Origin of the sequence: Mesorhizobium sp. M0189 (assembly GCF_040322135.1) — a bacterium.
Classification (GTDB): domain Bacteria; phylum Pseudomonadota; class Alphaproteobacteria; order Rhizobiales; family Rhizobiaceae; genus Mesorhizobium.
In genome coordinates this window covers 1-908 of the sequence record NZ_JAMYSW010000061.1, presented here as the reverse complement: position 1 = coordinate 908, position 908 = coordinate 1, and the positions used below count along the sequence as shown (strand labels likewise).

The following is a 908-nucleotide window of genomic DNA, read 5'->3' as shown; positions in this document are numbered from 1 at the left end:
GCCTTCATGCCGGCTTCGGCGTCCTTGGCCCGGTAGATCGCGCGCAGCGCCGGCACGACGGACTTGCGGTCCTTCCAGGACACGAACTCCAGGGAATGACGGATCAGGTGCACGATGCAGGTCTGGACGACAGTCTGGGGAAAGACGGCGTTGATCGCCTCGGGGAAGCCCTTGAGGCCGTCGACGACGGCGATCAGGACGTCGGCGACGCCACGGCTCTTCAACTCGTTCATGACGCGCAGCCAGAACTTGGCGCCCTCGGTCTGCTCGATCCAGATGCCGAGAATCTCCTTCGTGCCGTCCGGCAGGATGCCGAGCGCGATGTAGACGGCCTTGTTCCTGACGAAGCCCTCGTCCCTGATCTTGACCCGTATGGCATCGAAGAAGACAAGCGGATATACCGCGTCCAGCGGCCGGTTCTGCCACTCGGCCACTTCCTCCAGGACCGCATCGGTAACCGCCGAGATCAGGTCCGGCGACACGTCGATGCCGTAGAGCTCCTCCAGATGGCCGCGGATCTCGCGCACTGTCATGCCGCGCGCGTACATGGAGATGATCTTGTCATCGAAATCGGGAAAACGGCGCTGGTATTTGGCGATCAGCTTCGGATCGAAGGTCCCGGCCCGGTCGCGCGGGATCGACAGCGTCATCTTCGACGTGCCCGTCAGCACCGACTTCCGCGAATGGCCGTTGCGGCGATTGACGCTGCCGTCGGTGCGTTCGTCCTCAAGGTGCTCGTCGAGTTCAGCGTTCAGAATCCGTTCCGAAAGCGCCTTCTTCAGGTCGTCGAGCAATCCGTCCTTGGCAAACACCTCATTCGGATCGCGGCCGGCAAGCAGTTGGTCCAGAAGTTCCTTCTCAATAGCCATGCGATGATTCTCTCCTTTCCATCATCATGGCCTCGCGCA

At 61.8% G+C, this 908-nt stretch carries 1 protein-coding gene; it reads right to left on the bottom strand.

Going from position 1 to position 908, the window contains the following annotated elements:
• Positions 1-869 (bottom strand): IS256 family transposase (locus NKJ09_RS32440; protein ID WP_352596375.1); only part of this gene is annotated, 869 nt, incomplete at its 3' end.
• Between the last annotated feature and the right edge of the window lie 39 nt (positions 870-908).